Below are 21,880 nucleotides of genomic sequence, written 5' to 3'. Positions count from 1 at the left end.
CGCCCCCCCCGGCGGTCGCCGGGGGGGGCGGCGGCGGGGGGGGGGGTTGGGGGGGGGGGGGCCGGGCGGGCCCCCGCCCTCCCCCGTGTCCGCGGGGGCCCGGGGTCCACGGAGATGGCCCGGTCGCGGAGACTCCCCGGCCGGGGCGGTTTTTCCCCCGGAGTTTTCGGGGCCGTGAGGGCTCAGGGAGCCCCCGTCCCGGCTTCCAGGACGGTCCGGGCGACCTCGGCGGGGAGGTCCGCCATCACGTGGTGGCCGGCGGGACGGGCCACCTCGAAGCGGGCGCCAAGGGTGGCGGCGAGGCCGGCCTGCTCCGCGAGCCAGCCGCGGGCGGCGCGGCCGCCCGAGCCGTCGTCGCCGGCCAGCACCGTCACGGGGGCGGTCAGCGGGCGCTCTCCGCGCAGGGCCGTCAGCTCGGCGGAGACGGCCGGGTAGCGGGCGTTCTCCAGCAGGGCCCCGCGCCACACCCGGCCGGTGCGGTAGCAGCGGCGGACCAGGTCCCGGGGGGGCCGGGTCGGGGCCGCCGGTGCGGGAGGCGCGGACGGCCGCCCGGCGCACCGCCGGTCCGAGGGCCGCCGGGAGCCCCAGCCCGCTGACGACGGCTCCCAGCAGCCGGGCCGCGGCGGTCCGGGCGGCGGGGGCGGCGAGCAGGGGCGGGTGCGCCACGCTGCCGTCGACGAGGACCACGGCGGCGGTGCGCTCCGGGTACAGGCGGGCGAACGCCTCCGCGTGGAACCCGGCGAGGGAGTGCCCGACCACGGTCACGGGCGCGGCGGTCACGGACGGCCGTACGGGCGGCCTCGGCGCGGGCGCCCTCGGCTCCCCCTCGGGCGCCGCCTCCGGTACGCGCTCCGGGCGGCCTTCCGACGCGAGCAGGCCGCGGGCGTCGAGGGCGTCGAGGAGGGCCGCGATCCGGTGGGCCTCGCCCGCCGCGGTGGAGGGCTCGCGGGCCGGGGCGCTGAGCCCGTGGCCGGGCCGGTCGTAGCGGACCACGGTGCGGTACGGGGCCAGGAGCGGCACCACGGGGTCCCAGTCGAACCAGGACAGGGCCAGCCCGGCGGCGAGGACGCAGACGGGGCCGGTGCCCTCGACGCGGACGTGTAGCGGGACGGCCGCCGGGCCGGTGCCGGGGCGCAGGAAGCCCTGGAAGCGCGGTGCCGGAGCGTCCCCGGCGGTCACGTCCGGCGTTCCTTGAAGACGGACCAGGCGAGCAGGCCGAGCCAGAGGGCGACCACGAGCACTTGGAGCCGCTGGCCGGCGCCGAGGGCCCAGGTGCCGCGGCCCGCGGTGAAGAGGGCGATGGCGGTGAGGGTCCAGACGGTGGCGGCCAGTTCGACGGCCACCAGGGCGGGGCCGGTGCGGGCCAGCGGGCGCCACTGCCGGTAGCGGCGGGCGGCGACGGTCAGGGCGACGATGCCGACGAGGGCCCCGCACATGGCGAGGCTGGAGCTGATGGCGTGGGCCTGGTGGGTGGCGGGGACGAGGCCCGCGGTCTCGCGGGCGGCGCATTCGGGGTCGACGGTGGGCTTGCAGCTGAGCGGCAGCCAGGCGTCGGCGGCGGTGGCGGCGCCGAACAGGGCGATCCCGGCCCAGCCGGTGACGGTCCAGAAGCGGCGGGCGGCCGGTTCCCGGAACAGCCGGAGCAGGGCGAGGACGGCACCGGCGCAGGCGAGCAACCCGGCCGTGAAGTCGGTGGCGCGGAAGAGCCCGCCGAGGGGCTGGTCCCGGGCGGCGAGCTCGCTGACGTACGTCTGCACCGGGTCGAGGCCCGTGGAGAGGACGACTTCGAGGACCCAAGCGGTGTAGGCGGCCGCGCCGAGGCCGAGGAGGGCGGCGATGGGCCGCGTACCGGTGGTCGACATAGTGGGATCATCCTATGCAAAAGGTTCCCGGTGGGGCGGGGGTGGGGGGCGGGGCCGCCGGGGTGCGGGTGAGTCGCCGCCGCGGCCCCCGCGGGGGCTCCGCCCCGTCCCGCCCGCGTCCCGAACGCCGGCGGGGGCCGGGTTCCGCCGCACCTCATCAGCGCTCCCCCGCACCCCCCCAGACGCCTTCGGTGGCGTTCCGGTTGCCCCCGGCCAGGACATCGCGTCAGAAAGACGATTACACTGGCGGGCGTGCCTCAACTACGCCTCGCGCTGAACCAGACCGACGCGCACACCGGTGACATCGCCGCCAACGCCGAATCGGTCCTGCACTGGACCCGGCACGCCGCCGGGCACGGCGCCCACCTCGTGGCCTTCCCCGAGATGGCGCTGACCGGATACCCCGTGGAGGACCTCGCGCTGCGGTCCTCCTTCGTGGAGGCCTCGCGCGCCGCGCTGCGGTCCCTGGCCGGCCGGCTGGCCGCCGAGGGACTCGGGGAGGTGCCCGTGGTGGTGGGCTACCTGGACCGGGCCGAGCGGGCCGAACCGCGGCTGGGCCGGCCCGCCGGCTCCCCGCTGAACGCCGCCGCCGTTTTGCACCGCGGGGCGGTGGCCCTCACTTTCGCCAAGCACCACCTGCCGAACTACGGGGTGTTCGACGAGTTCCGGTACTTCGTGCCCGGGGACACCCAGCCGGTGATCCGGGTGCACGGGATCGACGTGGCGCTGGCCATCTGCGAGGACCTCTGGCAGGACGGCGGCCGGGTCCCGGCCACCCGCTCCGCCCGGGCCGGCCTGCTGCTCTCCCTCAACGCCTCCCCGTACGAGCGCAACAAGGACGACGTCCGCCTCGAACTGGTCCGCAAGCGGGCCCAGGAGGCCGGGTGCGCGCTGGCGTACGTGGCGATGACGGGCGGCCAGGACGAGCTGGTCTTCGACGGGGACTCCATCGTGGTCGACCGCGACGGGGCGGTGGTCGCGCGGGCCCCGCAGTTCACCGAGGGTTGCGTGCTGGTGGACCTGGACCTGCCCGCCGCCTCGCCCGACGCCCCGGAGGGGGTCGTGGACGACGGGCTGCGGATCGAGCGGGTGGTCCTCTCGGAGGAGCCGCTGCCCGCCTACGAGCCGGTGGTCACGGGCGGCTTGGCGGAGCGGCTGTCCGACGACGCCGAGGTGTACGAGGCCCTGGTCACGGGACTGCGCGCGTACGTGCGCAAGAACGGCTTCCGGTCGGTGCTGATCGGCCTGTCGGGGGGCATCGACTCGGCGCTGGTCGCCGCGATCGCCTGCGACGCGCTGGGCCCGGAGAACGTGCACGGGGTGTCGATGCCCTCGAAGTACTCCTCGGAGCACTCGCGGACCGACGCCGCCGAGCTGGCCCGCCGCACGGGCCTGCGCTTCCGCACCGTGCCGATCGTGCCGATGTTCGACGCGTACATGGGGTCCCTGGGGCTGACCGGCCTCGCCGAGGAGAACCTCCAGTCCCGGCTGCGCGGCACCCTGCTGATGGCCCTGTCGAACCAGGAGGGCCACCTGGTGCTGGCCCCGGGCAACAAGTCCGAGCTGGCGGTGGGCTACTCCACCCTGTACGGGGACTCCGTGGGCGCTTACGGGCCCATCAAGGACGTGTACAAGTCGGACGTGTTCCGGCTGGCCCGCGCGCGCAACGCCGCCGCCCTCGCGCGCGGGGAGGCGGAGCCGATCCCGGAGAACTCGATCTCCAAGCCGCCCAGCGCCGAGCTCCGGCCCGGCCAGGTGGACACGGACTCCCTGCCGGACTACCCCGTGCTGGACGCCGTACTGGCCCTGTACGTGGACGGGGACCAGGGCCTGGACCGGATCGTGGCGGCCGGGTACGAACCGGAGCTGGTGGCACGGATCCTGCGGATGGTGGACACGGCCGAGTACAAGCGCCGCCAGTACCCGCCGGGTACGAAGATCTCCGCGAAGGGCTTCGGCAAGGACCGCCGACTGCCCGTCACCAACGGCTGGCGGGAACGGGCCTGACGGCACGCCCGGGGCCGCGGGGACTACTCGGGGCGAACGGTGAGGCGGGCGGCCACCGGAAGGTGGTCGCTGCCGGTCCGCGGGAGGGTCCAGGACGCCTCCGGGGTGAGCCCGCGGACCATGATCTGGTCGATCCGCGCCATCGGGAACTGGGCGGGCCAGCTGAAGCCGAAGCCGTCCCCGGCCGCGCCCTGCGTGGACCGCATCTGCGAGGTCACCGGGGACAGCGCGCGGTCGTTCATGGTGCCGTTGAGGTCCCCGAGCAGCACGACCCGCTTGAGGGGTTCGGCGGCGAGGGCGTGGCCGAGGGCGTCGGCGCTGTTGTCGCGCTGGTTGGCGGTGAAGCCCGCGTCGAGCTTGACGCGGACGGACGGCAGGTGCGCCACGTACACCTTCACCGGGCCCTGGGGGGTCTCCACGGTGGCGCGCATGGCGCGGGTCCAGCCGAGCTTGATGTCGACCGGGCTGCTGTCGCGCACCGGGAACTTGCTCCACAGGCCGACGGTGCCCTCCACCGAGTGGTAGGGGTAGGTCTTCGCCAGTTCCTTGGCGTAGACGTCGACGGCCCCGGACTTCAGTTCGGTGAGGGCGAGGACGTCGGCCCCGGAGGCGGCCACGGAGGCGGCGGTGGACCGCTGTTCGGGGTTGTCGGCGTCGACGTTGTGGGTGGCCACCATGAGGTTGCCGCCGCCCCCGGACTTGTCGGTGACCAGGCCGCCGAAGAAGTTGAGCCACACCGCGGCGAGGACGGCGACCGCGATCAGCGCGGTGGCCGACTTGCGGAGCACGCCGATCAGGCCGAGCAGCGGGACGAACACGCCGAACCACGGCAGGAAGGTCTCGATGAGGCTGCCGAGGTTGCCGACCGTGTTGGGCAACTGGGCGTGGAAGACCATCACCAGGGAGATCACCGCCGCCAGCGCGCCGGTGACGATGCCGCGCCGCCAGATGCCCGGATCCCGGCGCAGTCCGGCCAGCCGGCGCCGGAAGCGGGATCCGGTGGGCTCGTCACCGGAGCCGCCGTTCCCCGTCTCCGTCATGTACGCCTGTGCCATGCCTGTGTCCTCACTGCCTTGCTCGCGCACCGTCCCCGCCCTCCGACCCTAGGCGATGATCAGCGTCTTGAGTGCCGTCCGGGACGGCCGTTCGGGAGCGATGACGGCGCGGGCGGTGGCGAGGGTTCCCCTTGTAACGAAACGCGCATATTCGTGCCGGCCCCGTACGGGCGTCCGGAAGCCGGGCCGGCCGGGCCCGCGCGTGTGCGGGAGGCCACGCGGGCCCGCCCCTCCCCCGGCTTCCGGGTACGGCCCGACGGTGCCACCATGGAGGGGAAGTCCGGGGACGCCGTCAGGGTGCCTCGAGATGACACAAGGAGCAGTTGCAATGACGCACGCCGTTTCGCCTGCCCGCGAAGCCGCCGCGACGCCGGCCGGCCCCTCCCTCTACGGAGGCAAGAGCAACCGCAGGGTCACCATCCGCGACCTGGCCCTCGCCAAGGAGCGGGGCGAGAAGTGGCCCATGCTCACCGCGTACGACGCGATGACCGCCTCCGTCTTCGACCAGTCCGGGATCCCCGTGATCCTGGTCGGGGACTCGATGGGCAACTGTCACCTCGGCTACGAGACCACCGTGCCGGTGACCATGGACGAGATGACCATGCTGTCCGCGGCCGTGGTCCGCGGCACCCGCCGCGCCCTGGTCGTGGGCGACCTGCCGTTCGGCTCGTACCAGGAGGGCGCGGTACAGGGCCTGCGGAGCGCCACCCGACTGGTCAAGGAGGCCGGGGTGGGCGCCGTGAAGCTGGAGGGCGGCGAGCGCTCGCTGCGCCAGACGGAGCTGATCGTGCAGGCGGGCATCCCCGTGATGTCGCACCTGGGGCTGACCCCGCAGTCGGTGAACGCCATGGGCTACCGGGTGCAGGGCCGCTCCGACGAGGACGCGCACCGACTGCTGCGTGACGCGAAGGCGGCCCAGGACGCCGGCGCCTTCGCGGTGGTCCTGGAGCTGGTGCCGGCCGAGCTGGCCGCCGAGGTGACCCGCTCCCTGCACATCCCCACCGTGGGCATCGGAGCGGGCGCGGACTGTGACGCTCAGGTGCTGGTGTGGACGGACATGATGGGGCTCACCGAGGGGAAGCTGCCGAAGTTCGTCAAGCAGTACGCGGACCTGCGGAAGACCATGGGCGACGCGGCCCGCGCCTTCGCCGAGGACGTGGCCGGCGGATCGTTCCCGCAGGAGGAGCACGCCTTCCACTGAGCCCGATGACCCGGGGCCGCGACGGTTCCGGGCACGCACCCCGGGGGCCGGTCCGCAGCGCGCGGACCGGCCCCCGGGCCGTTTCCCCGGCACGTCCCACCGTGTCGTCCCCCGGGTTCCGCCTCGCCCGGTCCCGCCTCCGTTCCGCCGCGCTTCCGCAGGTCACCGACGTGCCGCCGACAGCGCGGGGGCCGGGCGGCGGGGGTGCTGTCGGCGGCCTGTCGGGGCGTTGTCGGTGGCACCTGCTCTCCTAGGGGGCATGACGCGAATCGACAAGAACCCCGGAAGCGGCCCGCTGGCCGTGGAGGTGCGGGGACTGGTCAAGCACTACGGCGAGACCAAAGCACTGGACGGCGTGGACCTGGACGTCCGGGAGGGCACCGTGCTCGGTGTCCTCGGCCCCAACGGCGCGGGCAAGACCACCCTGGTGCGCTGCCTGTCCACCCTGATCGTCCCGGACGCGGGCACCGCCCGGGTCGCCGGCTACGACGTGGTGGCCCAGCCCCGCCAGCTGCGCCGCACGATCGGCCTCACCGGGCAGTACGCCTCGGTGGACGAGAAGCTGTCCGGCTGGGAGAACCTGTACATGATCGGCCGGCTGCTGGACCTGTCCCGCAGGGACGCCCGCCAGCGCGCGGACGAGATGCTGGAGCGCTTCTCCCTCACGGAGGCCGCCGCCCGTCCCGCGATGCAGTACTCCGGCGGCATGCGCCGTCGGCTCGACCTGGCCGCCTCGATGATCGGCCGGCCGGCGGTGCTCTACCTGGACGAGCCCACCACCGGCCTGGACCCGCGGACCCGCAACGAGGTCTGGGACGAGGTGCAGCGGATGGTCGCCGAGGGCGTGACCGTGCTGCTGACCACCCAGTACATGGAGGAGGCCGAGCAGCTGGCGAGCGAGCTGACGGTCATCGACCGCGGCAAGGTCATCGCCAACGGCAAGGTGGACGACCTCAAGGCCCGGGTCGGCGGGCGCACCCTGCGGGTGCGGCCGGTGGACCCGTCGGTGGTGCCGGGCATGGCCCGCGCCCTGGCCGAGGCCGGTCTGGACGGGGTCTCCGGCACCCAGGCCGTGCCCGACGAGGGCGCGCTGCTGGTGCCGATCCTCAGCGACGAGCAGCTGACCGCGGTGGTGGGCCTGCTGGCCGCCCGCGGGTACGCCGTCGCCGACCTCGGCACCTACCTGCCCAGCCTCGACGAAGTGTTCCTGGCCATCACCGGCCACAAGACCGCCGACGCCGAACTGCCCCCCGTCACCGACGCCCCCGAGGAGGTCGCCGCATGAGCACGACCACGCAGTCCGCTCCCACCCGCGGTACCGGTGCCCCGGCGTCCGGTGCCCCGGTCCGGGCCGCGGCCGACACCCGGATCCCGCTGCGCGGACACCTGCGGCACATCGGCGCGCTGGTCCGGCGCAACGCCCTCCAGATCAAGCAGGACCCGGAGTCGATGTTCGACGCCGTCCTGATGCCGATCATCTTCGTGCTGCTGTTCGTGTTCGTCTTCGGCGGCGCGATCTCCGGCAAGGGCAACCAGGACACCTACGTGAACTACGTGGTGCCGGGCCTGATGGCCATGATGGGCATGAACATCGCCATGGGCGTGGGCACCGGCGTCAACGACGACTTCAAGAAGGGCGTCATGGACCGCTTCCGGTCCATGCCGATCGCCCGCTCCTCGGTGCTCATCGCGAAGATCGTGGTCGAGATGGGCCGGATGGTCGTGGCCACCGCCATCCTCCTGGGCATGGGCTTCCTGCTGGGCCTGTCGGTGCACTCGGTACCGGCCCTGCTGGCCTCCATCGGCCTGTCGATGGTCTTCGGCGCCTCACTGATGTGGATCTTCATCCTGCTGGGTCTGACCATGAAGACCCCGCAGGCCGTGCAGGGCATGGCGATGCTGGTGCTGATGCCGCTCCAGTTCGGCAGCTCGATCTTCGCGCCGACCAGCACGATGCCGGGCTGGCTGCAGTCCTTCACGGACTACAACCCGCTCTCCACGCTGGCCGACGCGGCCCGACACCTGCTCAACGGCACGGGCCCGGTGGGGCACTCCGTCCTGGTCACCCTGATCTGGTCGGTGGGCATCACGGCGGTCACGGCGCCGCTGGCGGTCCGCAAGTTCCGCAACAAGACCTGAGCGGGGCCGGGGCGGTGTCCCGGCACGGCCGGTCAGACGAGGGCGGTGGCCTCTTCCAGGGAGAGGCCGCCGCCTTCGGCGTACCCGGCCTCGAAGGCGGCCGCGCCGAGCGCGGCGCGGGCCAGTTCCTCGGCACGGTCCCGGGCCTCCCGTTCGATGGTCGGCGGCTGGTGGCCCTCGGGCAGCAGGGCCGCGTACGCGCCCAGCAGGCGGGCGGCGGTCCGGGCCCGGTCGGGGCCGCCGAGGCCGGCGAGGGCCCCCGCGGCGGTCATCAGGTACACGGCTCCCATGTGCGGGGCCACCATCTGGGTGAGGGGGTCACCGACGACGGCCAGGGCCTGCCGGAGGGCCTTCAGGGCGTCCTCGTGGGCCCCGTCGATGTTGTCGAGGAGCGCCTCGGTGCCCAGGAGGAAGCCGTCGAAGACGCCGTAGGCGCCGAAGGAGAACTCCTCGCGGAGGGCCGTCAGCTGGGCGCGGCCCTCCTCGGTGCGGCCGGTGCGGGCCATCCGCATGGCGAGGAACATGCGGGCGGCGGGGGTGGCCTCGTTGGTGAAGGTGTGGAAGGAGGCGACGACCTCCCGGAGGATCTCCTCCGCCTCGGTCTGGTCGGCGGGGGTCAGCTCGCCGAGGACCCCGGCGAGGCGCACCCGCAGGACGGTGACCTGGGCCTCCGCGCCGAGCCTGCGGGCGTACTCGATGGCGCCGCGGAAGTCCTCGGCGGCGCGGGCCCACTCGCCCTGCCGTTCGAGGGATTCGCCGCGGGCGGAGAGGGCTTCGGCGCAGCCCCAGTCGTCGCCGAGGCCGCGGAAGAGGTCGAGGCTCTCCTCGGCGTCGCGGGCGGCGTTGCCGGCCCAGTCGGCGCGGTTGGCGAGGACGTTGGCGCGGAGCTGGAGGGCGGAGGCCAGTTCCCAGGTGTGTCCGAGTTCCCGGCAGGTGGTGACGGTGGCGTCGATGGTCTCCCGGAGCAGTGCCGCGTCCCCGGCGATCATGACGGCGTAGATCCACAGGCTGCCGGGGTTGTGGCAGGTCTGGGGCAGGCCGGGGCGGTAGGCGGCGACGATCCCCGCGACCTGGGCGCGGGCCTCGGGGGATCCCCAGTCGATGTCGGTCTGGTCCCGGGAGGCGAGTTGGATCATGCGGATGCCGCGCCGGCCCTCGGTGAGGAGTTCCCCGGTGTAGGGCGGCGGGGTGTCCACGACGCGTCCGGTGACGGGCGGGGCGGGGCGGACGGGGGCGGCGAAGGGGTCGGGTCCGAGGTCGGCGGCCAGTCCGGACCAGTGCCGGGACTCGGTGCGGAGGTCGTACATGTGCCAGTACCAGACGAGCGAGTGGACCAGGCAGATCACCTCGTGCTCGGCGCGGGCGGCGCCGGCCCGGCGCAGGGCGGTGCGGAGGTTCTCGTACTCGGTCTTGATGAGGGCGGCGGCGGCGCGTTGGGTGCGGCCGCGCAGCAGGGGGCCGGTGCGGCGGGCCAGTTCGCGGTAGTGGACGAGGTGGCGGGCCTCGGTGGCGGCGCGGTCGCCGGGGATGGCGCCGAGGCGTTCGGCGGCGTACTCGCCCACGGTCTCCAGGAGGCGGTAGCGCATCTCGCCGGTCGTGTCCTCGGTGGCGACGACCAGGGACTTGTCGACGAGGGAGCCGAGGATCCCGGGGACGTCGAGCGGGTCGAGCCGGTCGGTGTCGGCGGTGGCCGTGTCAGGGTGCTCGGGAGCGGCCGCGCCGGTGGGGTCGTCGGCGCAGACGGATTCGGCGGCGGCCAGGCCGCAGCCGCCCGCGAACACCGACAGGCGTCGGAGCACGGCCCGTTCGGCGTCGTCGAGGAGGTCCCAGGACCAGTCGACGACGGCGCGCAGGGTCTGTTGTCGGGGCCGTACGGTGCGGCTGCCGCCGGTGAGGAGCCGGAAGCGGTCGTCGAGGCGGTCGGCGATCTGGCGCGGGGTCATCATCCGGAGCCGGGCGGCGGCCAGTTCGATGGCCAGGGGCAGTCCGTCGAGGCGGCGGCAGATCTCGGCGGCGGCCGCGGCGGTCTCCGGGTCGGCGTCCACGGTGAAGCCGGGGCGGGCGGCGGCGGCGCGGTCGCCGAAGAGGCGCAGGGCCATCCGGTCGGGGAGGGGTTCCACGGGGCGGAGGGTCTCGCCGGGGACGCCGAGCGGTTCGCGGCTGGTGGCGAGGATCCGGACGCCGGGGCAGCGGGCGAGGAGTTCGGCGGCGAGCCAGGCGGCGGCGGCGATGACGTGTTCGCAGTTGTCGAGGAGGAGGAGCACGCGGCGGCCCGCGCAGTACTCGGCGAGGCGGAGGAGGGGGTCGTCCCCGTGCCGTTCGGTGAGGGCGCGCAGTTCCTCGGCGGCGCCGCGGCGGGCGCTCTCGCGGACGCCGAGGGCGGCGAGGACGGCCTCGGGCACGTCCTCGGGGTCGTCGACGGGGGCCAGTTCGACCAGCCAGACCCCGTCGGGCCAGTCGGCGTCGCCCTGTTGTTCGGCGGCTTCCTGGGAGAGGCGGGTCTTGCCGGCGCCGCCGGGGCCGAGGAGGGTCACCAGCCGGGAGTGCCGGAGGTCGGCCCCGATGGCGGCGATGTCGGTCTCGCGGCCGACGAAGGTGGTGAGGCGGGCGCGGAGGTTGCCGGGGCGGCCGGGCGGGGCGGGGGGCGCGGGGGCGGCCGGGAGCGGGGCCGGTGGGGCGGCGGGGCCGGGGGCGAGGAGTTCGGCGTGGAGGGCGCGCAGGGCCGGGCCCGGGTCGGTGCCGAGCCGGTCGGCGAGCTCGTGGCGGACGCGTTCGTAGGCGGCGAGGGCCTCGGCGGGGCGGCTCGCGTCGCGCAGGGCTCGGATGTGGAGGGCGTGCAGGGCCTCGTCCAGGGGGAATTCGGCGCACCGGGAGGCCAGTTCGGGGAGGGCTTCGGCGGCGCGGCCGGCGGCGAGGAGGGCGGCGAGGCGGCCGCGGCGGGCGTCCTGGCGGAGGGCTTCCCAGCGGGCGGCCTCGGCGCCGGGCTCGGGGAGGTCGGCGAGGGCGGGGCCGCGCCAGAGTCCGAGGGCTTCGGTGTAGCCGTGGACGGCCTCCTCGGGCCGGCCCTCGGCGAGGTCGCGGGCGGCGCGGGCGGCGGCCCGTTCGAAGCGGTGGGCGTCGACGTCCTCCGGGCCGGCGGCGAGGCGGTAGCCGCCCGCGACGGACTCGACGGCGGGGTGTCCGACGGCCCGGCGCAGCCGGCCGACGAGGGCCTGGAGGGCGGCGGGGGCGTCGGCGGGCGGCCGGTCGGCCCAGATCTCGGCCACGAGCAGGTCCGCGGGCAGCAGCCGGCCGGGCCGGGCGGCGAGCGCGGACAGCAGGGCGCGCAGACGGGCACCGCCGAGGGGGACGGGGGTGCCGTCCTCGCGGAGGACGTGGGCGGGGCCGAGGATCGCGTAACGCACCGGACCATTGTCCCCGGAGCCCGCCGGAGCGAGCGGAGCGCGGTAGGTTCGGGCCATGGCAGCTGATCGGACGGGTACCGCGGAGCGTCGCGTCAGCCCGGTGTTCCTGGGCATCGCCGCGGTCATGGCGGTCACCGGGTGGGCGGTGTGGACGGAGTTCGCGTCGAGCACCGGGTTCGCGGTGTTCCTGTTCGTGACCTCGGCGTGGGTGGTGTCGCTGTGCCTGCACGAGTACGCGCACGCCCGGACGGCGCTGCACGGCGGGGACTTCACGGTCGGCGCGAAGGGCTACCTGACGCTGAATCCGCTGAAGTACACGCACGCCCTGCTGAGCATCGTGTTGCCGGTCGCCTTCGTGATCATGGGTGGGATCGGGTTGCCGGGCGGTGCGGTGTTCATCGAGCGGGGTCGGATCCCGGGGCGGTGGCGGCACAGCGTGGTGTCGGCGGCGGGCCCGCTGACGAACGTCCTGTTCGCGGTGGTGTGCACGGCGCCGTTCTGGCTGGGCGCGCTGGACGGGGTGCCGATGGCCTTCCGGTTCGCGCTGGCCTTCCTGGCGCTGCTCCAGGTGACGGCGGCCCTGCTGAACTTCCTGCCGGTGCCGGGCCTGGACGGCTACGGGATCATCGAGCCGTGGCTGTCCCCCGGGGTGCGCCGGCAGATCGAGCCGTACGCCCCGTTCGGCCTGCTGGCGGTGTTCGTGGTGCTGTTCATCCCGGAGGTGAACAGGGCCTTCTTCGACTTCGTGTACGCCCTGCTGGACGGTCTCGGCGTCACGGACCTGGAGGCCGCCTGCGGCCGCGAGCTGTACCGGTTCTGGCAGGACACGGCCCCCCTCTGCGAAGCCGCCCTGCGCTGACCCCGGGAACGGGGCGAGCGGCCGGGGGCGGCCCGGGGGCCGGGGGTCAGGCGCCGGAGGGGTTGCGGGTGGCGGCCTGCTTTTCGAGCTTCGCCTTGCGGAGGTAGAACCACGCCATGTTCGAGGAGAGCCCGGCGAGCAGCACCCAGATGATCCCGAGGAAGCTTCCCTCGACGAAGGCGACCACGGCGGCGGCCACGGCGAGGACGCAGACGGCAAGGGCGAACAGGGCGAGGCGGGGCATGGGGGGAAGCTCCTAGCGGGCGGGCTGTGGTCGGGGTACTGCGGGGTAGTGCCCGACCAGTGTCCCCCATGGCCCGCAGTGGTCCCGTAAAGGCCCCGGGTCCGGGGGCCCACGGAGTGCGGAGGTCACCGCGGCCGGGGTCCGGGGGCCCGGGGCGGGCGGGTCCGGGGGCCCGGCGGGGTGCCGGGCCCCGGCCCGGCGCGGGAACGGCCGGGCAGGGGGTGCGGCGGTCGGGCGGCGGGGTCAGACGTCGGTGACCCGCAGGCCGGCGTGGGCCTTGTAACGGCGGTTGACCGAGATCAGGTTGGCGACGAGGGACTCCACCTGGTGGGCGTTGCGCAGGCGGCCCGCGAAGACCCCGCGCATGCCGGGGATCCGGGCGGCGAGGGCCTGGACGAGGTCGGTGTCGGCGCGGGACTCGCCGAGCACCATCACGTCGGTGTCGATCTCTTCGAGGGTCTCGTCCTGGAGGAGGACGGCCGACAGGTGGTGGAAGGCGGCGGTGACCCGGGAGTCGGGGAGCAGGGCGGCGGCCTGCTGGGCGGCGCTGCCCTCCTCCGGCTTGAGGGCGTAGGCGCCCTGCTTGTCGAAGCCGAGCGGGTTGACGCAGTCGATGACGAGCTTGCCGGCGAGCTCCTCGCGGAGGGCTTCGAGGGTCTTGGCGTGCCCGTCCCAGGGCACGGCGATGATGACGATGTCGCTGCGGCGGGCGCACTCGGCGTTGTCGGCGCCCTCGACGCCGAGGCCGAGTTCGGCCGCGGCGGACTCGGCGCGGTCGGCGGCCCGGGAGCCGATGATCACCTTCTGGCCGGCGCGGGCGAGGCGGTAGGCGAGGCCGCGGCCCTGGTCCCCGGTGCCGCCGAGGACGCCGACCACGAGGCCGGAGACGTCGGGCAGCTCCCAGGGGTCCCGGGCCGTCTTGTTCTGCGCGCTGTCTGTGGAGGTCATGGGGGCGAGGGTACTGCCGGGTAGGCGAGGCCGAACGGGTGAGGACGCGGCGAGTCGGCCCGGGCGGGGCGCGGGGGCGGCAGGATGCCGGGATGGACGCGGTCAGGGTGGCGCTGTTGCGCGAGGTGCTCGCCGGTACGGAGTGGCCGGGGGAGGTCCGCCGGTTCGCGGGCGGTCTGCGGTCCTCGGTGCTGCCGGCCGGGGGCGGGCTGCTGTTGGTGGGCGGTGAGGGGTACGAGCCCTGGCACCTGGCGGCGCACCTGGTGGACGAGGCGGCCTGGTCGGGGCTGCCGGAGCTGGCGCCGACGCTGGTGCGGCACCGGGTGCGGCCCGGGGACCCGGCGCACCTGTCGGTGGGGCTGGGGCGGCTGGAGGCCGCGCGGCGCGGGGAGACCGTGCTGGTGGTGTCCCCGCGAGAGCCGGGGGCGGGGCTGCTGGAGCGGGTGCACGACGCGCGGCGGGCCGGGGCGCGGGTGCTGTCGCTGGACGGCGGGGACCGGGAGCTGGGGCTGCTGGCCCACGAGGCCCTGTCGGTGCCGCCCGCGGAAGGGCCGGACCTGGACACCGTGCAGCACCTGGTGAGCGCGGCGGCCGGGGAGAACGGGCCGACCGCGCCGCGCGCCCCGCGCCGGTTCCGGGACCGGCTGGCCCGGCTCGCCGACCAGCTGACCGCCCCGCCGCCGGGCCGCTGGTAGCGGGAACGCCCCGTCGGGGGCCGCGCCGGACGGTGCCGGACGGCCCGGGTCGGGGCCGGTGGCGGCCCGACTCGCGGGCCGCCGCCGGGACCGACCCGGGGCGGGAGCCGTACGGCCCCGGGGCCGTGGGCCCGGGCGCCCTCAGGTCGCGTTCTCCCCCTCGCCGTCCCCGGAGCGCTTGTCGTGCCACTTGGGGTCGGTGTCCCACTCCAGGTTCCGCTCCTGGGCGGTCTCCATGGCGTGGCGGGCCTCCTCGGGGGTGCCGTAGGGGCCGAAGCGGTCCTTGGCGGGGCACTCGGGCCCCTCCTCGACCTTCTTGTGGACCAGGCAGTAGTACCACTCGCCCGGCTTGCCTTCCTGGCGCTTCTTGAACAGGGCCATCGCGGCTCCTCTCTTTGCCGCCATGCTGCCCGATCCCCGCTGGATACACTCGCATGCATGTCTGGCCAGTCGCTGCTCGTTCCAGGGGAGCTCTCCCCCCACCGTTCCGTTCCCGGCAGGATCCGGCGCCCCGAGTACGTGGGCAAGCCCGCCCCCGCCCCGTACACCGGGCCCGAGGTGCAGTCGGCCGAGACGATCGAGGCGATGCGCCTCGCCGGCGGGATCGCCGCCCGGGCCATGGCGGAGGCCGCCGAGCTGATCGCCCCCGGCGTGACCACCGACGAGTTGGACCGCGTCGCGCACGAGTACATGTGCGACCACGGCGCGTACCCCTCGACGCTCGGCTACCGGGGCTTCCCCAAGTCCCTGTGCACCTCGGTGAACGAGGTCATCTGTCACGGCATCCCCGATTCGACGGTGCTGCGGGACGGGGACATCGTCAACTTGGACGTGACCGCCTACATCGGCGGCGTGCACGGCGACAACAACGCCACCTACCTGTGCGGCGAGGTGGACGAGGAGTCGCGGCTGCTGGTGGAGCGGACCCGGGAGTCCCTGGCGCGCGCGATCAAGGCGGTGAAGCCGGGCCGTCAGATCAACATCATCGGTCGGGTCATCGAGTCGTACGCCAAGCGCTTCGGCTACGGGGTGGTCCGGGACTTCACCGGGCACGGGATCAACTCGTCCTTCCACTCCGGGCTGATCATCCCGCACTACGACAGCCCGCACGCGACCACCGTGATCCAGCCGGGGATGACCTTCACCATCGAGCCGATGCTGACCCTGGGCACCCACGAGTACGACATGTGGGCGGACGGCTGGACCGTCGTCACGAAGGACCGGAAGCGGACCGCGCAGTTCGAGCACACGCTGGTCGTGACGGACACCGGGGCGGAGATCCTGACCCTGCCCTGACCCCCGTCCCGGGCCCGGGACCCCGCCCGTTCCGACCCGCCGCCCCCGACCCCCCGCGCCCCGTGCGCTCCCGTTCCGAGACGGGAGGCATGGGGCGCGGTCGTGCGGGGAAGACTCGTGAGGAGAGTTGCCGACAAGTTGTCGGGAACAGATTGACTTAGGTAAGCCTAAGTAGGAAGATCGGGCGAGAGCGGCCCCGGCCGGCTCCCCCGCCCCCTTTTCCGTCCGGTCCTCTGGAGGTCCGCCTTGGACGCCTTCTCTACGGTCATCCGCGTCGCCTCGCACGAGCAGCACACCGAAGCCGAGACCTCGGCCTTCATGTCGGACCTGCTCGGCGGCAGACTCGGAGTGGACGCCTACGCCCGCTACACCGAGCAGCTGTGGTTCGTGTACCGGGCGCTGGAGGACGGGGCGACGGCCCTGCGGGAGGACCCGGTGGCCGGCCCCTTCATCCAGCCCGAGCTGATGCGCGTGGCCGAGCTGGAGCGCGACCTGGCCCACCTGCGCGGGCCGGACTGGCGGGAGACCGCCACGGCCCTGCCGGCGACCCGCGCCTACGCGGACCGGGTGGCGCACTGCGCGGCCGAGTGGCCGGGCGGGTACGTGGCCCACCACTACACCCGCTACCTGGGCGACCTCTCCGGCGGCCAGATCATCCGGGACCGCGCCGAGCGCACCTGGGGCTTCGCCCGCAAGGGCGACGGCGTCCGCTTCTACGTGTTCGAGCAGGTCGGCAACCCGGCCGCGTTCAAGCGCGAGTACCGCGAACTGCTCGACTCCCTCCCGGTGGACGACCTGGAGAAGCAGCGGATCGTGGACGAGTGCAAGCGGGCCTTCGACTTCAACGGCGCGGTCTTCCGGGAGCTGGGCGAGCAGTTCCCGCTGTCCGCCTGAGCGTCCCGGCCCGCCCGCGCCGCGCACCCCTCGCGAACCGGCCCGTCCGGTCCCGGCCCCTTTCGGGGGTACCGGGACCGGACGGGCCGCGGTCGTTCGGGGCCCGTCCGCGCGGGACGGCGGCCCGCGGGCGCCCGCGGGCGGGGCGCCGGTGATGCGGGACGGCCGCGTGCGGCCGCCGTCGCGCGGGCGCCCGCGGCCTCAGGCCGAATGGCCGGCCGCCAGGGTCAGGTGCGCCCGGTCGGGGGCGAAGCGGACCCGGCCGCCGATCTCGACGGTGCCGTCCGGTCCGGGGGCGGTGAGGATCTGCGAGCCGGCGCCCTGGGTGATGTTCAGGGCGCGGCCCAGTTCCGCGGTGAGCAGCAGGGCCGCCGAGCCGGTGGCCTCGTCCTCGGTGACGGGCGAGAGGGGGCAGGGGCCGGAGCCCTCGGGACAGCTCCCCCCGCAGCCGTGCCGGCGCGGGAAGCCGCGGGCCCGGACGCGGCCCGCGGCCTCGTCCTCCCAGGCCCAGGCGTACAGCCAGCCCTCGCCGGGCGGCGGGGCGGGCAGCGCCTCCACCTCGGCGGGGCTCGCGTACTGCTCGGTCCGCTTGCCGGTGACCCATTCGGGGCGGACGGTGATCCAGGTGAACTCCCCGTCGTCGCGGGCCCAGACCTCGCCCGCGGGCGGGTTCAGCTCCTCGATGTCGAGCAACCAGGCCACGCCGACCAGCGGGTGCCCGGCGAAGGGCATGACCGCGCCGGGGGTGTGGATGTCGACGACACCGCGTTCGGGGTCGTCGACGAACACCGTCTCGCTGAAGCCGAGTGCGACGGCCAGGGCCTGCCGGGACTCGGGGTCCGGGTGGGTCCGGCCGTCGCGCACGACGCCGAGCAGGTTGCCGTGTCGCCCGTCGCCCGCGCAGAACACCTTGAGCACGTCGAGATCGTTCACGCGGGCATTGAAGCACGGGCGGCCCGGTGGGGTCAGCCGGCCGCGGGACGCCGCTTGCGGGCCGCGAACACCACGGCCCCGCCCGCGGCGATGATCGCGCCGGAGGCGGTCAGCAGCGGACCGGCCGCCAGTTCGGCGCCGGTGGCCGCCAGGGCGCCGCCGCCCGCGACCCCGGCGGAGGAGCCGCCCGCGGTGCCGCCGCCCGCCGTGCCGCCGCCGGCGATCCCGCCGCCCGCGGTGCCGGAACCGGCCGTACCGCCACCCGTGGAGCCGCCGCCGGTGGTCGTGGGCAGGGAGGCGCCGGAGTCCACGGAGACGGCCAGGGTCACCGGGTCGAGGGCGTCGCCCTTGCGGTAGGGGGAGCCGGTGGTGTCGTTGGCGAAGACGGCCGCGCCGGCCGCCGTGAAGACGGCGGGCACCGACTTCAGGGTGAGCACGCCGTTCTTGGGGGTGTAGGAGGCGCGGGAGAGGTCGAGCGTGGCGAAGGAGACGTTCTTCTTCAGGCCCGCGGCGGTCTTCACGTTGAGGACGAGCGTGCCGGTCTTGCCGCTGGTGTTGACGCGGACCGTGCCGAAGGTCATGTCCAGGCGGTGCGCCGGGTACTGGAAGCGGAGGCTGCCGCTCACCGAGGCGTTGAGCTTCTTCGCCTTGGTGTCGAGGGTGCCGGTGCCCTTGGTGAAGGCGTAGGTCTGACCGCTCTTGGCGGCGCCCTTCGAGGGGGTGATGGTCCCGCCGGAGAGCACGTAGCGGCGGAAGGACTCCTTCACGCCCCAGGTGAGCTTGCCGTCGACGATCTTCCGGGAGGTGCCCGTGGTGGAGGTCGGGGTCGGGGTGGGGTTCACCGGGGGCTTGGACGCGGTGGGCGTCGGCTTCGGCGTGGGCTTGGCGGTGGGGGTGGGCTTGGCCGTGGGGGTCGGCTTGACGGTGGGGGTCGGGGTGGGCGTGGGGCGGGTGGCGTCGAACTTCAGGGCCACCGTCAGGGGGTCGCCCGCGATGCCCTCGTAGGGGCCGCCGAGCTGTTCCGCGGCCTGCTTGGTGAGGGTGGTGGGGAGCTTCTCCAGGGAGGGGCCGGTCACGGCCACGTCGGCCAGGGGCACGTCCTGGGTGGTGGTGCCGTTCTTGGTGACGTCGGCGGTGAGCCGCTTGGCGCCGCTGTCGAAGCGGAAGTCGGTCAGCTTGACCTCGAAGCCGTGGGCCGTGGAGGCGAAGGTGACGCTGCCCTTGAAGGCCGTGGTCACGACGTGCTTGACCGGGTCGTACTGGCCGGTGGCGGAGACGAAGCGGAAGGTGCCGTCGGCGTTCTTCTTGGCGCCCTGGGCCACCGTGATGGTGCCCTGCGCCATGCCCGTGACGTAGTCGCGGTAGCGCTTGACCACGCCCCAGTCGAGGGTGCCGTCGCCGACCTTGATCGGGGGCTGCGCGGCGGGGGCGCCCTGGGCGGCGGCGGCCGGGGCGGCCTGGGCCGGGACGCCGAGGGTGACCGCACCGAGCGCGGCCGCGGTGAGCGCGGCGGCCGCCACGGCCAGGGTACGGAAATTGGGCGTGGACATGACAGGAGACTCCTGGGGGTGAGGCGCGGCCCGGAGGCCGGAGCGCGAGGAGAAAGAGGACGGAGGTGACAGGGGGTCCGGGCACGGTCCGCCGGAGGGCGGTCCGAGCCCGGGGGTCGGGCCTCGGGGACGGGTCCCGGGGGTGCGGACCCGTCGGGGGATCAGCCGGCCGGGGTGCGGCGGGCCTTGGCGAAACGGATTCCGAGGACGGTCAGGGCCGCGAGCAGGAGCGCTCCGAGGCCGATGGCGATCCGGAGCCCGGTGCCGGGCCCCGCCTCGGAGGCCGCGGCCGCGGGGGCCGGGCTCGCCGCGGCGGGCGCCTTCGGGTCCCGGGTCGCGGGGGGCGCGGCGCCGGGGCTCGCGGTGCTGCCGAGGTCGGGCAGGGCGGGCAGGCGCGCCTCCGGGCGGAGGGCGACGGCCAGGGAGACCGGGTCCATCTCGGTGCCGGCCCGGTACATGGAGCCGAAGGCGAGGGCACCGCCCTGGGCGAGCCGGGCGGGGGCCTCGGTCAGGACGGCGAGCCCGTCCTTCGCGGTGAGCCCGGCGGCCTCGAACTCCACCACGGGCACGGCCCTGCGGGTGGCGCCCTTGGCGGTGACGTCGGCCAGCAGGGTGCCCTTGCCGCCCGCGACGGTCACGGTCACCTTCGAGAAGGCCAGGTCGAGATGGGCGCCGGTGAAGCGGAGGGTGCCGGCGAACTCGGCGCGCAGGGCGCCGCCGTTCGGTTCCCAGGTGCCCTTTCCGGAGGGGAAGCGGAAGACCGCCCCACCGTCCTGGGCGCCGTCGGTGAGCTCCCACCGCCCTTGGCCGACGGGGCCGGAGACGTACTCACGGAAGGTGCGGCGCACGCCCCAGTCGACCGCGCCGTCGCTGAGGGCGCCGCCCGTCGGGGGCTTGGCGGCGGGGGTGGCGGTGACACTGGGCCGGGCGGAGGGCCGGGCCGGGGCCGCCACCACGTCCACGGAGAGGCTGACCGGGTCCAGGCGGGTCCCGGCCGGGTAGTAGCCGGCGAAGGCGCGGGCGCCCTGGGCGGTGAGCACGGCGGGCACGCCGTCGAGCACCAGCGGGCTGCCGGCCCCGCGCATGTCGATCCCGGACAGGGAGAGTTCGGCCAGCGGGACCCCGGCGGTCACGGTGACCGCGGAGGCGCCCTTGGCCCGGCTCGCCATGTCCGCGTACAGGGTGCCCCGACCGCCCTGGACGCGGACCACCGGGCGGCTCACCGTGAGGTCGAGCTCGTGGGTGCCGTCGGGGCGTTCGTGACCGCGGAACCGGACCCCGCCGCTGAAGGCGGCCCGGAAGGCGCCCGTGGCGGGGTCGTAGGTGCCGGTGGCGGAATGGAAGCGGAAGAGGCTGCCGCCGGCGGTGGCGGCTCCGCCCTTCAGCCGGAAAGAGCCTTTCGCCACGGGGCCGGTGACGTAACTCTGGAAGGAGGACTTGAGTCCCCAGTCCAGCCGCCCGCCGCGCACGGACCGCTCCGCGGCGGCCGCGGCGGCCGCCGGGAGCAGGGCGCCCAACAGAGCCGCCAACAGCGCGACGGTGAGCGCACGGGCAGGGCGTGCGGACATGAGAGCTCCCCTCCGAGGCCTGGAAACTGAGGTTAGGCTAACCTAAGCTACCCCTGGCCGGGTACGGAACCCCCGCCGCCACGGAACTCGAACCAGTTGAAGGACGGTGCCCCGTGCCCCCGGCCGCGCGCCCAACCCGCCTGCCCCGCCCGGCCGTTGCCCTGGCCACCCTGCTCACCCTGGTCACGGTCATGACCGGCTGCGGCAGCCCCGGACAGCCCGCCGGCACCGCCGGACCGGACCGGACCGCGGCCGCGCCCGACCGGGTGGAGCCCCTGAGCCCCGCCCCCGTACCGGCCCTCCCCGTGACGGTCACCGGGGACGGCGGCACCCGGGTCACGATCGCCTCCGCGGACCGACTCGTCCCGCTCTCCGGCGGCCTCAACGAGATCGTCCACACCCTGGGCCTGGGCCCGAAGGTAGTCGCCCGCGACATCACCGCCACCTTCGAACAGGCCGCGAAGCTGCCGGTGGTGACCCGCGCCCACGACGTGTCCGCCGAGAGCGTGCTCTCCCTGCGGCCCACTCTCGTCCTCGCCGAGACCACCACCGGCCCCGCCGAAGCGGTCCGGCAGATCCGGGACGCGGGCGTACCGGTGCTCGTCGTCCCCCCGGCGAAGTCCCTCGACGACGTGGCCCGCCGGATCACCGCCGTGGCCGCCGCCCTCGGCGTGCCGGAGGCCGGCGAACGCCTCAACGCCCGCACCGCCGAACGGATCGGGGCCGCCCGCGCCGGCATCCCGGCCGCCGCCGCGGGCCACCGCCCCCGGGTCGCCTTCCTCTACCTGCGCGGCTCCGCCTCCGTGTACCTGATCGGCGGCCGGGACTCCGGCGCCTCCTCCCTCCTGGAGGCGGCGGGCGCCGTGGACGCCGGCAAGGAGTCCGGACTCACCAAGGACTTCACCCCGCTCACCAGCGAGGCCCTGGCGGCCGCCGCTCCCGACGCCCTGCTCGTGATGTCCAAGGGGCTGGACTCCGTCGGCGGGGTCGAGGGACTGGCCGCCCTGCCCGGCGTGGCCCAGACCCCGGCGGGCCGCGACCGCCGGGTGGTCACCGTGGACGACGGGGTCCTCCTCAACTACGGGCCCCGCACCGACCAGGTGCTCAAGAAGATCATCGCCCAGCTGCACCGCCCCACCGGGAGGTGACCGGTGACCGCACCCGACCTCGCCCCCACCGGCCCGACGCCGACCACCACCGGCGCCCCCGCCACCGAGACCCCCCT

General features: G+C 75.0%; 19 protein-coding genes and 1 pseudogene. 9 read left to right on the top strand and 11 right to left on the bottom strand.

Going from position 1 to position 21,880, the window contains the following annotated elements:
* Positions 1-182: 182 nt before the first annotated feature.
* The 3 genes and pseudogenes from ABTZ17_RS36960 to ABTZ17_RS19795 all read right to left on the bottom strand — a co-directional run bounded on the left by ABTZ17_RS36960 (position 183) and on the right by ABTZ17_RS19795 (position 1,862).
* Positions 183-467 carry a hypothetical protein gene (locus tag ABTZ17_RS36960; RefSeq protein WP_502994748.1) on the bottom strand — a complete coding sequence of 95 codons (285 nt, stop codon included), beginning with the start codon at positions 465-467 and terminating at the stop codon, positions 183-185.
* Between the two features lie 184 nt (positions 468-651).
* Positions 652-1,137 (bottom strand): annotated as a pseudogene (locus tag ABTZ17_RS36955) (alpha/beta fold hydrolase); the annotation flags it as partial.
* Positions 1,138-1,175: 38 nt separating this feature from the next.
* Positions 1,176-1,862 (bottom strand): DUF998 domain-containing protein, encoded by a 687-nt coding sequence (locus ABTZ17_RS19795; protein WP_352196949.1) that lies wholly within the window; start codon positions 1,860-1,862, stop codon positions 1,176-1,178.
* Between the two features lie 252 nt (positions 1,863-2,114).
* Between ABTZ17_RS19795 and ABTZ17_RS19790 the strand changes: the two genes are divergently transcribed.
* Positions 2,115-3,869 (top strand): NAD+ synthase, encoded by a 1,755-nt coding sequence (locus ABTZ17_RS19790; protein WP_352196948.1) that lies wholly within the window; start codon positions 2,115-2,117, stop codon positions 3,867-3,869.
* 23 nt (positions 3,870-3,892) lie between these two features.
* Here ABTZ17_RS19790 and ABTZ17_RS19785 read toward each other — a convergent pair whose 3' ends face one another.
* Entirely contained in the window at positions 3,893-4,924 is a 1,032-nt protein-coding gene (locus tag ABTZ17_RS19785) for an endonuclease/exonuclease/phosphatase family protein (protein ID WP_352196947.1), read from the bottom strand.
* Positions 4,925-5,252: 328 nt separating this feature from the next.
* Here ABTZ17_RS19785 and panB point away from each other — a divergent pair, with 328 nt between their 5' ends.
* The 3 genes from panB to ABTZ17_RS19770 all read left to right on the top strand — a co-directional run bounded on the left by panB (position 5,253) and on the right by ABTZ17_RS19770 (position 8,264).
* The gene (gene panB / locus ABTZ17_RS19780; protein ID WP_352196946.1) at positions 5,253-6,125 is read left to right on the top strand and encodes a 3-methyl-2-oxobutanoate hydroxymethyltransferase; all 873 of its coding nucleotides are present in this window, start codon (positions 5,253-5,255) and stop codon (positions 6,123-6,125) included.
* Positions 6,126-6,384: 259 nt separating this feature from the next.
* Positions 6,385-7,410 carry an ATP-binding cassette domain-containing protein gene (locus ABTZ17_RS19775; protein WP_352196945.1) on the top strand — a complete coding sequence of 342 codons (1,026 nt, stop codon included), beginning with the start codon at positions 6,385-6,387 and terminating at the stop codon, positions 7,408-7,410.
* Positions 7,407-8,264, top strand: a complete 858-nt coding sequence (locus tag ABTZ17_RS19770; RefSeq protein WP_352196944.1) for an ABC transporter permease — start codon at positions 7,407-7,409, stop codon at positions 8,262-8,264. The genes ABTZ17_RS19775 and ABTZ17_RS19770 overlap by 4 nt, the downstream gene beginning before the upstream one ends.
* A gap of 32 nt (positions 8,265-8,296) precedes the next feature.
* Here ABTZ17_RS19770 and ABTZ17_RS19765 read toward each other — a convergent pair whose 3' ends face one another.
* Positions 8,297-11,668 (bottom strand): ATP-binding protein, encoded by a 3,372-nt coding sequence (locus tag ABTZ17_RS19765; RefSeq protein ID WP_352196943.1) that lies wholly within the window; start codon positions 11,666-11,668, stop codon positions 8,297-8,299.
* Positions 11,669-11,723: 55 nt separating this feature from the next.
* On the opposite strand from ABTZ17_RS19765, the gene ABTZ17_RS19760 reads away from it, so the two are divergent.
* Entirely contained in the window at positions 11,724-12,527 is an 804-nt protein-coding gene (locus ABTZ17_RS19760; protein WP_352196942.1) for a site-2 protease family protein, read from the top strand.
* Between the two features lie 46 nt (positions 12,528-12,573).
* Here the strand turns inward: ABTZ17_RS19760 and ABTZ17_RS19755 are convergent, their stop codons facing one another.
* Together ABTZ17_RS19755 and npdG are read right to left on the bottom strand one after the other, a co-directional pair.
* A complete protein-coding gene (locus ABTZ17_RS19755; RefSeq protein WP_352196941.1) occupies positions 12,574-12,771 on the bottom strand; it encodes a hypothetical protein in 198 nt (65 codons plus the stop codon).
* 243 nt (positions 12,772-13,014) lie between these two features.
* Positions 13,015-13,719 (bottom strand): NADPH-dependent F420 reductase, encoded by a 705-nt coding sequence (npdG, locus tag ABTZ17_RS19750; protein WP_352196940.1) that lies wholly within the window; start codon positions 13,717-13,719, stop codon positions 13,015-13,017.
* 92 nt (positions 13,720-13,811) lie between these two features.
* Between npdG and ABTZ17_RS19745 the strand changes: the two genes are divergently transcribed.
* Positions 13,812-14,414 carry a hypothetical protein gene (locus tag ABTZ17_RS19745; protein ID WP_352196939.1) on the top strand — a complete coding sequence of 201 codons (603 nt, stop codon included), beginning with the start codon at positions 13,812-13,814 and terminating at the stop codon, positions 14,412-14,414.
* A gap of 141 nt (positions 14,415-14,555) precedes the next feature.
* On the opposite strand, the gene ABTZ17_RS19740 is transcribed toward ABTZ17_RS19745, so the two are convergent.
* Positions 14,556-14,795 carry a hypothetical protein gene (locus ABTZ17_RS19740; RefSeq protein WP_352196953.1) on the bottom strand — a complete coding sequence of 80 codons (240 nt, stop codon included), beginning with the start codon at positions 14,793-14,795 and terminating at the stop codon, positions 14,556-14,558.
* 57 nt (positions 14,796-14,852) lie between these two features.
* On the opposite strand from ABTZ17_RS19740, the gene map reads away from it, so the two are divergent.
* Positions 14,853-15,710, top strand: a complete 858-nt coding sequence (map, locus tag ABTZ17_RS19735) for a type I methionyl aminopeptidase (protein WP_352196938.1) — start codon at positions 14,853-14,855, stop codon at positions 15,708-15,710.
* A 246-nt stretch (positions 15,711-15,956) separates the two neighbouring features.
* Positions 15,957-16,604, top strand: coding sequence for a biliverdin-producing heme oxygenase (locus ABTZ17_RS19730; protein ID WP_352196937.1), 648 nt, complete (start codon positions 15,957-15,959; stop codon positions 16,602-16,604).
* A gap of 201 nt (positions 16,605-16,805) precedes the next feature.
* Here ABTZ17_RS19730 and ABTZ17_RS19725 read toward each other — a convergent pair whose 3' ends face one another.
* The 3 genes from ABTZ17_RS19725 to ABTZ17_RS19715 form a co-directional block, all read right to left on the bottom strand.
* Positions 16,806-17,537: a PhzF family phenazine biosynthesis protein gene (locus ABTZ17_RS19725; RefSeq protein ID WP_352196936.1), complete on the bottom strand. Its 732-nt coding sequence runs from the start codon at positions 17,535-17,537 to the stop codon at positions 16,806-16,808.
* A gap of 32 nt (positions 17,538-17,569) precedes the next feature.
* Positions 17,570-19,087: an HtaA domain-containing protein gene (locus tag ABTZ17_RS19720; RefSeq protein WP_352196935.1), complete on the bottom strand. Its 1,518-nt coding sequence runs from the start codon at positions 19,085-19,087 to the stop codon at positions 17,570-17,572.
* Positions 19,088-19,248: 161 nt separating this feature from the next.
* Positions 19,249-20,655, bottom strand: coding sequence for an HtaA domain-containing protein (locus ABTZ17_RS19715; RefSeq protein ID WP_352196934.1), 1,407 nt, complete (start codon positions 20,653-20,655; stop codon positions 19,249-19,251).
* Positions 20,656-20,768: 113 nt separating this feature from the next.
* On the opposite strand from ABTZ17_RS19715, the gene ABTZ17_RS19710 reads away from it, so the two are divergent.
* On the top strand, positions 20,769-21,803 hold the full coding sequence (locus ABTZ17_RS19710; RefSeq protein WP_502994746.1) for a heme/hemin ABC transporter substrate-binding protein: 1,035 nt from the start codon (positions 20,769-20,771) through the stop codon (positions 21,801-21,803).
* Positions 21,804-21,880 lie beyond the last annotated feature (77 nt).

Source organism: Streptomyces sp. NPDC097619 (genome assembly GCF_040302735.1).
GTDB lineage: Bacteria > Actinomycetota > Actinomycetes > Streptomycetales > Streptomycetaceae > Streptomyces.
The sequence above is the reverse complement of the archived record's forward strand: the minus strand, read 5'-3'. Positions and strand labels throughout refer to the sequence as shown.

Coding starts and splice junctions, on each gene's coding strand:
- ABTZ17_RS19795 (WP_352196949.1), bottom strand. CDS start 1,862: ATGTCGACCACCGGTACGCGGCCCATCGCCGCCCTCCTCGGCCTCGGC.
- ABTZ17_RS19785 (WP_352196947.1), bottom strand. CDS start 4,924: ATGGCACAGGCGTACATGACGGAGACGGGGAACGGCGGCTCCGGTGAC.
- panB (WP_352196946.1), top strand. CDS start 5,253: ATGACGCACGCCGTTTCGCCTGCCCGCGAAGCCGCCGCGACGCCGGCC.
- ABTZ17_RS19775 (WP_352196945.1), top strand. CDS start 6,385: ATGACGCGAATCGACAAGAACCCCGGAAGCGGCCCGCTGGCCGTGGAG.
- ABTZ17_RS19770 (WP_352196944.1), top strand. CDS start 7,407: ATGAGCACGACCACGCAGTCCGCTCCCACCCGCGGTACCGGTGCCCCG.
- ABTZ17_RS19760 (WP_352196942.1), top strand. CDS start 11,724: ATGGCAGCTGATCGGACGGGTACCGCGGAGCGTCGCGTCAGCCCGGTG.
- ABTZ17_RS19755 (WP_352196941.1), bottom strand. CDS start 12,771: ATGCCCCGCCTCGCCCTGTTCGCCCTTGCCGTCTGCGTCCTCGCCGTG.
- npdG (WP_352196940.1), bottom strand. CDS start 13,719: ATGACCTCCACAGACAGCGCGCAGAACAAGACGGCCCGGGACCCCTGG.
- ABTZ17_RS19745 (WP_352196939.1), top strand. CDS start 13,812: ATGGACGCGGTCAGGGTGGCGCTGTTGCGCGAGGTGCTCGCCGGTACG.
- ABTZ17_RS19740 (WP_352196953.1), bottom strand. CDS start 14,795: ATGGCCCTGTTCAAGAAGCGCCAGGAAGGCAAGCCGGGCGAGTGGTAC.
- map (WP_352196938.1), top strand. CDS start 14,853: ATGTCTGGCCAGTCGCTGCTCGTTCCAGGGGAGCTCTCCCCCCACCGT.
- ABTZ17_RS19720 (WP_352196935.1), bottom strand. CDS start 19,087: ATGTCCACGCCCAATTTCCGTACCCTGGCCGTGGCGGCCGCCGCGCTC.
- ABTZ17_RS19715 (WP_352196934.1), bottom strand. CDS start 20,655: ATGTCCGCACGCCCTGCCCGTGCGCTCACCGTCGCGCTGTTGGCGGCT.